8 protein-coding genes are annotated in these 9,426 nt (G+C 64.1%); 1 reads left to right on the forward strand and 7 read right to left on the reverse strand.

What is annotated here, in order from left to right:
- Positions 1–6 precede the first annotated feature (6 nt).
- The 7 genes from FJ425_RS26800 to FJ425_RS26830 all read right to left on the reverse strand — a co-directional run bounded on the left by FJ425_RS26800 (position 7) and on the right by FJ425_RS26830 (position 7,736).
- Positions 7–921 carry a sugar phosphate isomerase/epimerase gene (locus FJ425_RS26800; protein ID WP_140727187.1) on the reverse strand — a complete coding sequence of 305 codons (915 nt, stop codon included), beginning with the start codon at positions 919–921 and terminating at the stop codon, positions 7–9.
- Positions 922–957: 36 nt separating this feature from the next.
- Positions 958–2,046, reverse strand: coding sequence for a Gfo/Idh/MocA family oxidoreductase (locus FJ425_RS26805; protein WP_140544384.1), 1,089 nt, complete (start codon positions 2,044–2,046; stop codon positions 958–960).
- Between the two features lie 35 nt (positions 2,047–2,081).
- Positions 2,082–3,143, reverse strand: a complete 1,062-nt coding sequence (locus tag FJ425_RS26810) for an ABC transporter ATP-binding protein (RefSeq protein ID WP_140727190.1) — start codon at positions 3,141–3,143, stop codon at positions 2,082–2,084.
- Between the two features lie 2 nt (positions 3,144–3,145).
- Positions 3,146–4,231 (reverse strand): ABC transporter ATP-binding protein, encoded by a 1,086-nt coding sequence (locus tag FJ425_RS26815; protein WP_140727192.1) that lies wholly within the window; start codon positions 4,229–4,231, stop codon positions 3,146–3,148.
- Positions 4,228–5,184: a sugar ABC transporter permease gene (locus FJ425_RS26820; protein WP_140727195.1), complete on the reverse strand. Its 957-nt coding sequence runs from the start codon at positions 5,182–5,184 to the stop codon at positions 4,228–4,230. Before FJ425_RS26820 ends, FJ425_RS26815 begins: the two co-directional genes overlap by 4 nt.
- Positions 5,181–6,041, reverse strand: coding sequence for a carbohydrate ABC transporter permease (locus FJ425_RS26825; RefSeq protein ID WP_140727198.1), 861 nt, complete (start codon positions 6,039–6,041; stop codon positions 5,181–5,183). The genes FJ425_RS26820 and FJ425_RS26825 overlap by 4 nt, the downstream gene beginning before the upstream one ends.
- An 81-nt stretch (positions 6,042–6,122) precedes the next feature.
- Positions 6,123–7,736, reverse strand: coding sequence for an extracellular solute-binding protein (locus FJ425_RS26830; RefSeq protein ID WP_140727200.1), 1,614 nt, complete (start codon positions 7,734–7,736; stop codon positions 6,123–6,125).
- Between the two features lie 352 nt (positions 7,737–8,088).
- On the opposite strand from FJ425_RS26830, the gene FJ425_RS26835 reads away from it, so the two are divergent.
- Positions 8,089–9,117: a LacI family DNA-binding transcriptional regulator gene (locus FJ425_RS26835; RefSeq protein WP_140727203.1), complete on the forward strand. Its 1,029-nt coding sequence runs from the start codon at positions 8,089–8,091 to the stop codon at positions 9,115–9,117.
- Positions 9,118–9,426 lie beyond the last annotated feature (309 nt).

The following is a 9,426-nucleotide window of genomic DNA, read 5'->3' on the forward strand; positions in this document are numbered from 1 at the left end:
GCAATCTCAGAGGCCGTTCTCGCGGAACTTGCCGTCGAGGAATTTCTTCGCGCGCGGCACGTCGTCTTCCGACAGATGCTCGATGATCACCGGGATATTGGGGTGCTTCTCGGCAAGACGCTTGAGGTAGAGGTCGTAGTTCAGCGAACCCAAGCCCGGCGCCGGCAGCTCGATCTCGCCGACACCGCGGAAGGTGTGGCTTTCCATCGCGTCGGCGTCGCCGATATCGGCATGCTTCTCCGACTTGTCGTCGCCCGAGCGTTTCACGTCCTTGGCATGCGCGATTTTGATCTTGTCGGTCAGCGTGTCGAAGACCTGGTTCAGGATCTGGTCCATCCGGTCGATGTTGTGGGTCTCGAAATAGTTGGTCGGGTCCATCAGCAGGCCGAGGCCGGGATGGTCGACCTGCGCGAACATCTTCACTGTCTCCTCGACCGAGCCGACGACGTTGTTGACATAGGTTTCGAGCAAGAATACAGCGCCGTGGTCGTAAGCCGTCTGGGCAAGGTCGGCGACCACCTTGCGGCATTCTTCAAAACCTTCCTCGGTCTTGTTCTTCGGGTGATGCACCCAGTCGGACTCGGTGTTGTAGGTGCCGGTCTCCGAGATCACGTAAGGCGAGCCGAAATGGCGCGCATTGCGGATGATCTCCTTGAGATAGCCGACGCGCTTCTCGCGCTCCGCCTTGTCCGGATGGATGATGTTGGTGTAGCCCGACACGCAGCAGATCGGCAGGTTATGGTCGCGGAAGGTGTCGCGCACCTTCTTGGCCTTGTCCGCGGTGATCTGGCCGGCCGAGAGGTCGATGTCCTTGAAGTGCAGGTCGAGCTGCACCGTGTTGAAACCGAGACCGCGGATCTTCTGCGCCGTCTCCTCGAGGCCGTACGGGAAATAGCCCGTGAAAATACCTGCCTGCATCATGATCTTGAATTCCTCCCTGTAAGCGATTCAGTTGATTCAGTTTGTTGAGATTTCGGAGAGCTTGACCGTGCGGCCCATGGCAATAGAGCGGTAGCCCGCCTCGACCAGCGCCATGGTCTTGACGTTGTCGGCGACGGAGAGCGCCGGCGGCGTGCCGGTCTTCACGGCGTGCTGCAGCTGTTCCATCACGCCGATGAAGGCATGCGGGAACCACATCGTTTCCCAGCTCGGGCTCACCCATTCGCCGCCGGTCGTCTCGGCCGAAGCGTAGGTCAGCGTCGAGGCAGCACCGGTCGGCCAGCCGATCGTGCCCTTGGCGACGCCCTTGGTGCCGTCGACGCGCCAGTTGATGTGCTGGTCGTCCTTGTAACCTTCCTGGCGCGGACCGGACCAGACGTCCTCCAGCGAGACGGCAAGCACGCCCGACGGGAAGCGCAGCGTCGACACGGTGATGCCGTCGGAATGGTCGAACTGGGTGCGCGGGTCCTTGCGCGTCAGCGTCGTGATCTCGTCGGGATCGCCGAACAGGAAGCGCAGCACGTCGAGATGGTGCACGCTCATATTGGCAAGCGTCAGCCGGTCGTAGCCCTGGAGGAAGGTCTGCCAGTGCGGGATCGCGTGCATGTCGATCTGCGCGAAGACGATGTCGCCAAGCGCGCCGCTGTCGATGATCTGCTTCAACACGCGCATCGACTGGTCGTAGCGCATGTTCTGGTTGACCGAGAGGATCTTGCCCGACTTCGCCGCCTCGTCGCGCAGCTTGACGGCTTCTTCGACCGACAGCGCCAGCGGTTTCTGCGCCAGGATCGCCTTGATGTGCTTCTGCTTCAGCGCATGGCGGATCAGCGCCGGCTGCTGGTCCGGCGGAAAGGCCAGGTCGATGATGTCGACGTTGGTATCGTCGATCAGCTGTTCCGGCGTGTCGTGTACGGTCGGAATGCCCCAGCGGGTGGCGACCTTCTGAGCATTCGCCTTGGTGCGAGAGGCGATTGCCACCACCGGAAAGCCCGCTTCCTTGTAGGCCGCCAGATGGCACTCGGCCATGATCATGCCGGCGCCGACGCAGCCGATCCGGTAGTCCCTGGTGCGAACCTTGACGTCCGGCTCGAAGCCTTTTTCTGCCATCTCTTCCTCCCGAAATTCTGTCCTCGCGGCCGCCGTCACAGCGCACCTCCGTCCTGGCCGAAATAATGCACGCGACCCGGCTCGCAGGATATCGCCACCATCGCATCCGGCCTGATATCGGGCTGCCCGCGCAGCAGTGCCCTGAGCCGCGCTTCCCCTGCCGCTAAAGTCACCACGGTGTAGCCGCCGAGCGGCTCGACCTCGAACACCCGCGCCGGGCGGCCTTCCGCCGTCCCGTTGCCCATCCAGGGCCGCACCTTGATGTCTTCCGGCCTCAGCCCGATCTCGACCGCCTCGGCGGGCGCCTTGGCATCGGCAATGCGGACTGTCCCTTCGGCCGCCTCGACCCCGCTTGCGCCGCGTACCGACGGCAGGATGTTCATCATCGGCGATCCCAGCATGCGCGCCACATAGGCGCTGGCTGGCCGGTCGTAGATCTCCGCCGGCGCGCCGATCTGCCTGATGCGGCCGTTCTCCAGGATCGCCATGCGGTCGGCGACCGACATCGCCTCCTCCTGGTCGTGCGTGACGTAGATCAGCGTCTTCCCGAGCTCGCGCTGGATGCGCTTCAGCTCGACGCGCGTCTCCTCGCGCAGCCTCGCATCGAGCGCCGAGATCGGGTCGTCCATCAAATAGGCGGCCGGGTCGCGCACCAAAGCGCGCGCGATCGCCACGCGTTGCCGCTCGCCGCCGGAAAGCTGCGCCGGCGGCTTGTGCAGGATGTGGCCGATATGGAGCTTCGCCGCGACGTCGGCCAGCCGCTTCTCGATCTCGGCTTCCGCGACCTTCCGCTCGACCAGCGGAAAGCGGATATTGTCGCGCGCGCTCATATGCGGGAACAGCGCCAGGTTCTGGAACACCATGGCGACATTGCGTTCCGCCGGCGAGACGCTGTTGACCGGCTTGCCGCCGATCAGGATCTCGCCTTGGTCCGGCTGCTCCAATCCGAGCACCAGGCGCAGGATCGTCGACTTGCCCGACAGCGGCGGACCGAAGAAGCAGAAGAACTCGTTGTCGTTGACGGTGAACGAGGCATCGTCGATGGCAAGCGTGTTGCCGTAGCGCTTTGTGACGTTGCGGAAAACGATATCGGCCATGCTCAGCCCGGCCCCACTGCAAGGCCGGTCGCGGCGTCGAAGACGCGTACCGAGGAAGCCGGCGGCGCGACGATCGCCGTCTGCCCGACCGACAGCCCGACATCGTTCTCGAACACCGCCTTCACCGCGCTCTCGTCTTCGCCGAGATGGACGATGGTGCGCGCACCGATCCGTTCGACGAAGCTCACCGGCATGGACAGCCCGCGCTCGGCAAGCGCCACCTGCTCCGGCCGGAAACCATAGAGCACGTCGCCGCGCACCGCTCTCACGGCCGAAGCGAGTTCATCCGGCAAGGGCGGTGTGACGCCGAGCGGTCCGAGATCGATCACCAGCCCGCGATCGCTCTCCGCCGGCCTGCCCTTCAGCAGGTTCATACCCGGCGCTCCGATGAAGCGCGCGACGAAGACATTGGCCGGGTTGTTGTAGACTTCGAGTGGCGTGCCGACCTGCTGCAGCACGCCGTGATCCATCACGGCGATGCGGTCGGCCATGGTCATGGCTTCGAGCTGGTCATGCGTCACATAGACCATCGTCTGCCTGAATTGGCGCTGCAGCTGTTTGAGCTCGGTGCGCATCACCGCCCGAAACGCCGCGTCGACATTGGAGAGCGGCTCGTCGAGCAGGAAGATTGCCGGCTCCATGATCGCCGAGCGGCCGATCGCCACGCGCTGCAGGATGTTGACGGAGAGCCGGTCCGCCTTGCGGTCGAGCAATGGCGAAAGCTGCAGCATCTCGGCGATGGCGCCGACGCGGCGATCGATCTCGGCCCTGGCGGCGCCGCGCATCCGCGGTCCGTAGGCGAGGTTCTGCCGCACCGTCATATGAGTGAAGATGGCGTAGTTCTGGAAGACGAAGCCGACGCCGCGCCGTCCCATCGGCACGCCCGCCATATCGCGCTCGCCGAACAGGATCCTGCCGCTGGTCGGCTCCTCCATGCCGGCGATCATGTTCATCGTCGTCGACTTGCCGCAGCCGGACGGCCCGAGCAGCGCCATGAACTCGCCATCGGCGATTTCGAGGTCCATCGTCTTCAGCGCGGTGAAGTCGCCGAATTTCTTGACCAGGTTGTGGAGGTGGATCGCGCTCATGCCGGCACCTCCCGCGCCTTGGCCATGCGCTTCATGGCGTAGACCGCGACGATCGAAAGCACGATCAGGATGGCGAGAGCGATCGCCGCCACATAACCCCAGATCAGGTCTTGCGTGGTGACCTTGTAGATGTAGACGGAGATCGTCTCGGTGGCGACGCCGGGGCCGCCGCCGGTCATGATGTAGAGCGTGTCGAAGATCTTGAAGTTCTCGATCACCCGGATCGCCAGCGCGATGATGATGATCGTCTTCATCTTCGGCAGCACGATGGTGACGAAGCGCTGCCAGGCATTGGCGCCGAGCAGGGTCGCCGCCTTCATCTGGTCTTCCGGCACGCCGACCAGGCCGGCAAGCAGGATGAGGAACATCAGCGGCGTCCACTGCCAGATGTCGGCGATCATGACCGCGATCAGCGCCAGGTTCGGATCCGACAGCCAGGCGATGGTAACCGGCGTGCCGAGGATCCGCGACAGGATGTCGTTAACCGGGCCGCCCGACTGGAACAGCATGAAGAACATGTAGCCGGCGACCGCGGGCACGACCATCATCGGCATCAGCAGGATCGAATAGAAGATGCGCTTGCCGGGAAAATCGTCGGCGAACAGCGTCGCCAGCGCGAGACCCAGCAGGAACTCGGCCGGCACGCAGACCAGCATGACGATCGCCGTGCGCTGCAGCGCGCTCCAGAAGCGGGTGTCGGCCGCAAGGTCGGTGTAGTTGGCGAAGCTGTTCCACATCTCCCAGGCGTTCCACCAGCCGACGCCGGAGAGCGGCGACCAGTCGGTGACGCTGATGTAGAGCTGCATCAGCAGCGGAAAGGCCGAGATGAACAGCACCAGGATCTGCGCCGGCAAGGTCAGGCGGAAGCCCAGCCGTGCGCCCTCGTCAGGCGTGGCGGGCTTTGTCCGCGCGTCCATCTTGTCCTCCGAAATCGTCGCCGTCACCGCGCTCATTGCTTGAGCGCTCCAAAGGTCAGCCCGCGCACCAGATGGCGTTGGATGGCGATGCCCATGATCACCGGCGGCACCGCCGCGATCAGGCCGAGCGCGGCCTTGGCGCCGTAGAGCTGCCCGGTCATCGAGGACGACAGCGATGCCATATAGACGGGAATCGTCACCCATTCGCGCGTGGTGAGCAGCAGCGCGATGAGATAGTCCGACCAGTTGAGGATGAAGACGAAGAGCGCGGCGCTCGCCAGCGGCGCGCGCATCATCGGCAGCGTGATGCGGGTGAAGACGCGCAGCCGCGAGCAGCCCTCGACCAGTGCGGCCTCCTCGATCTCGCGCGGCATGTCGTCGAAGAAGGTCTTCATCAGCCAGAAGGCGAAGGGCAGTGTGACGATGCCGTAGATCAGCGCCAACCCCAACCACGTGTCGTTGAGGTTGAGGAAGGCCCACATGATCATCACCGGGATCATAACGGCCATCGGCGGAAACAGCCTGAGCTGGATCAGCGCCAGCGGCAGGTTCTGGCCCGAGCCAAAACGCGAAAGGCCGTAGGCCGCGGCGGTACCCGCCGACATGGCGATCACGGTCCCGAACACCGCCGAGAGCAGCGACGACAGGATCGGTTTCAGCGCCGTGTGGTCGAGCGCGACGATCAGGTCGTTGTCGGATTCGCCGAAGACGAAGCGGAAATTGCTGAGCGTCGGATGCTTCGGCCACCAGGTGAGGTCGGCGCCGGTCGCCGACCACTCGCCGATCGGCTTGAAGGCCATCGACACCATCCACAGGATCGGCACCAGCGTCACCGCCATCGCCGCGAGGATCGCGGCGTAACGAAATATCTCGAAGGGAACGGAACGCTTCATCTGGCTGCTTTGCTGGCGGCGTTAAGGAAGGAGGGGAAGAGCTGACGCCCCTCCCCTCCGGTTCTGATCCAGGGAGGCGGATCAGCTGATCGGATCGAGAACCGTGGGCCAGGCCTCCTTGTTGGTCTTGATGGCTTCGAGGAGCTTGTCCTCGCCGATGCGCCGCGCGATCTTCTTCCATTCGCGTTCGGTGTCGGCCATCGCCTGCTCCGGCGTCTTGGCCTTGGTCAGCGAGGCCACGAGGTTCTCGTCGAGCGCGTTGTGGAAAGCCGTGGCGCCTGGATAGTTGATGGTCGGCACCGTGCGCGCCACCGTCTCGCGCACCACGTCCATGTGATAGGCGTGATAAGTCTGGCGTACGAGCGGATCGGAGAAGTCGGAGAGCCGGAACGGATCGAGATAGCCGCCGGGATTGGCGCTCATCCAGGCATAGATGCGGGCCGAGCCGAGCCACTGCAGCAGCAGGTAGGCGGCCTCCGGATTCTTCGACTGCGACGACACCATGCCGGTCAGCGAGAACCAGAGCACCGAGCGGCTGATCAGCTTGCCATCGATCTCGCGCCCCGGCGGCAGCATCGAGCCGATCTTGCCGGTGACGGCCGAATCCTTGTTGCCGGCGTTGTCGAGGAATTTCGGCAGGTTGGAGAAGGCGCAGGTCATCGCCGCGCCGCCCTTGGCGAAGTTGCCGTACTGCTCCGGCCAGCCCCACGAGATCGCGTCGGGCGAATGATGCGCCAGCGAATCGACATATTCCTTGGTGGCGGCGATGCCATGCTCGGAATTGATCAGCGGCTTGCCGTCATCGCCGAACAGGAACTGGTTGGGCGAGGCCATGGAGACATAGCGCTGGTACCAGTTGGTGTAGCCCCAGCCCTGGTTGCGCAGGTCGGTGGAGCCGAACAGGCCCTTGTCCGGCCGCTGGAAGAAGGCCGCGACGTCGCTGTGCTGCTTCCAGGTCTTCGGCGGAGCGAGGTCGTAGCCATATTTGTCCTTGAAGGCCTTCTGCTCGGCCGCATCGCCGAACAGGTCCTTGCGATAGACCCAGGTCTGGAAGTCGCCGTCGAGCGACACGCCATAGGTCGAGCCGCGATACTGGTTGAGCAGCGACACGCCCTTGGCGCCGTTGACGTAACCCTGTTTGGGGTCGTCCCATTCCGGCTTGTGCTTGGCGACGAAGTCGTCGAGCTTGGCGATGCCGCCGGTCTCGGCGAGATCGCCGAGGCGGTTCCATTCGGTCGAATAGATGTCGTAGGCGCCACCCTTGGTGGAGATGTCCTGCATCGTCTTGGTGAATTCCTGGCCGTTCGGCAGGCCGACGATCTCGATCTGGATGCCGGTTTCCTTTTCCCAAAGATCCTTGATTGACGGCGCGCCGGCCGGGAAAGGCTTGGTCAGCTGGCCGATCGAGCCGTCCGACAGGCCGAGCACGATCTTTGCCGGCGCCTTGCCCGCCGCCTTCAGCGTCTTGGCCGCTTCGACCGCACGCCCCTCCGGCGTATCGGGTCCATACTGGTAGCGCTCAGCACCGTCGAAGCCGGTCGGCCCGCCGGTCATGCCGGGCGCCAGCGCGTCCGCGGCGAAGGCGCGGCCGGGACGAATGAACTGCGGTGCAATACCAGTCGCGGCGACGAAGACAGCCGCCTTTCCTCCGGACGCCAGCAGGCGGCGCCGCGACATGCGGATCAGTTGAGACATCGAATTCCTCCCTCGGGGCCTGTTCCTCCATGGCCCATGTGAGGGATATTGACGGCAGTGCATGAAGCCTGTCAACATCATAAATACTCAAAATACGTCATAAGATCGCAGATGAGAGAGAAAATGCCGTCCGCCCGCCCCATCACAGCGCACCCATTGCTTGGATTTGAGGGGCTTTCGCCCCGATCCGCCCGGCTTGGCCGGACCTTCGCCGCCTTATGTACCGCGCCGGCTTGCGCGCAAGCCAAGGGCGGTTACATCATTTCACATCAGAATCGCGGGCGCTGCCGAGGCGATTTCCGGAACTGAGTGGACGCTGCGTGATTTTGATGCTTGCGATGAGGTGCTCGACGTGCGGTCAACCCTGACAGACATAGCCCGGGAAGCCGGTGTTTCTCCGGCCACGGTCGACCGCGTGCTCAACAACCGGCCGGGGGTACGCGCCCGCACGCGCGAGATCGTCATCGAGATGGCGCAGCGCCTGGGCTACATTGCCGAGACCCCGAACGGGACGCCGCAACGGTCCGTGCCGGGCCAGACGGTCAGGCTCGACTTCGCGCTGCCGGCCGGCACCAACTCCTTCATCAAGCTCTTACACCGGCACATCGAGGCGCAGGCATTGACGCGGCCCGATCTCGACGTCCGCGTAACGACCATCGAAGGCTTCAACCCCGACCGGCTCGCCCGCCTGTTGCAGGACCTGCACGGCCAGACGCAAGGCGTCGGCGTCATTGCGCTCGACCATCCGACGGTGCGCGAGGCGATTCGCTCGTTGTCGGCGAGCGACATCAAGGTCGTCACCATCGCCTCCGACATCCTGCATGTGCCGAGGGTCGCCTATATCGGCATCGACAACCGCGCAGCGGGCCGGCTGGCCGGCTATCTGCTCAACCGCTTCATGGGCGCCGGCCATCCCGGCAAGGTCGCGCTGTTCGCCGGCTCGCTCGCCTATCGCGGCCATGAGGAACGCGAGATGGGTTTCCGCCATATCCTCGCCGAAGAATCCCCCAATCTCGAGATCGTCGAGATGCGCGAAATGCTCGACGACCGGGAGAAGGCCTATTCCGAGGCCTCCGCATTGCTGGAGCGCCACCCCGACCTCGCCGCGATCTACAATGTCGGCGCCGGCAACACCGGCATCGCCCGAGCGCTGAAGGAACGCGGACGCGCGAAGGAGATCATCTTCCTCGGCCATGAGGTAACCGACGGCACCAAGGAGCTTCTGCTCGACGGCACGCTCGATGCGGTGATCGACCAGAACCCCCGTGTCGAGGCCAGGGAGGCTCTCAACATCCTGTCGCATTCCGTCAGGGGATTGCCCTACGAGTTGCACCAGCCTCGGCTGCAGGTGATTTTCCGTGAGAGCATCCCGGAGATTTAGGTCTCTCTCAAACTTCCCCCGGTGGCATGCGTTGGAAATTGGCCGAAACGGCCATCGCGATCGTCATTCCAGGGCGGAGCAGCCGCGAAGCGGCGTCGCGGTGACCCTGGAATCCATTCCGTAACCTTTGCCGTTGGGTGCAGCGGAGCAGAATTCTGCACCGCGGCAGCGCCTCGACATCACGGAATGGATTCTATGGTCTGCGCGCGTCGCTTCGCTCCTTGCTCCGCCATAGAATGATGGGTGGACGGCCCCTTGCGGCATCGAATGTGCCAAACTGGCCGTGTTGAAACCCCAGCGGAGGAGACC

Source organism: Mesorhizobium sp. B2-7-2 (assembly GCF_006440775.1).
GTDB lineage: Bacteria > Pseudomonadota > Alphaproteobacteria > Rhizobiales > Rhizobiaceae > Mesorhizobium.